The sequence below is a fragment of the Scandinavium tedordense genome (genome assembly GCF_024764965.1).
In the GTDB taxonomy this organism is placed as follows: Bacteria; Pseudomonadota; Gammaproteobacteria; order Enterobacterales; family Enterobacteriaceae; genus Scandinavium; species Scandinavium tedordense.
The window spans coordinates 1-434 of sequence record NZ_JALIGG010000016.1 but is presented as its reverse complement, the minus strand read 5'-3'; the positions used below and the strand labels follow the sequence as shown (position 1 = coordinate 434).

Sequence of the window (434 nt, the reverse complement as noted above, 5' to 3'; positions counted from 1 at the left end):
CAATTCTCTTGTTCGGTGTTCGGCATGACGCGTCGCTCTATAGTGCACCGGCACCGGTGCGTCTGTCTGTTATCGGATTGTCGGTGCTGGCGAGAGTTCAGCCAGCCCCCCGCCGGTCAGCGGATCGGCGGCGCATAGTGCAGGCCGCCGAGATTCCATTGCGCGTTGAGGCCGCGCGGCATCTTCAGCGGGCTGCCGTCGCCGACGTTGCGGGCGAAGATCTCGCCATAGTTGCCGACCTGGCGCACCATCTGCACCACCCAGTCGCGCGGCAGTTGCAAGTCCTTGCCGGCGTCGCCCTCGCTGCCGAGCAGGCGGGCGACGTCCGGGTTGCGGCTGTCCCTGGCCTGGCGCTCGACGTTGCTCGAGGTGACCCCCAGCTCCTCCGCGTTGAGCAGGCCGTACAGGGTCCAGCGGACGATGTTGAACCAGGC

Annotated in this window: 1 pseudogene; it reads right to left on the bottom strand. The window is 67.1% G+C overall.

Annotated features, from left to right (window positions below):
• Positions 1–116 precede the first annotated feature (116 nt).
• Positions 117–434: pseudogene (locus MUU46_RS00075) on the bottom strand (amino acid ABC transporter substrate-binding protein); the annotation flags it as partial.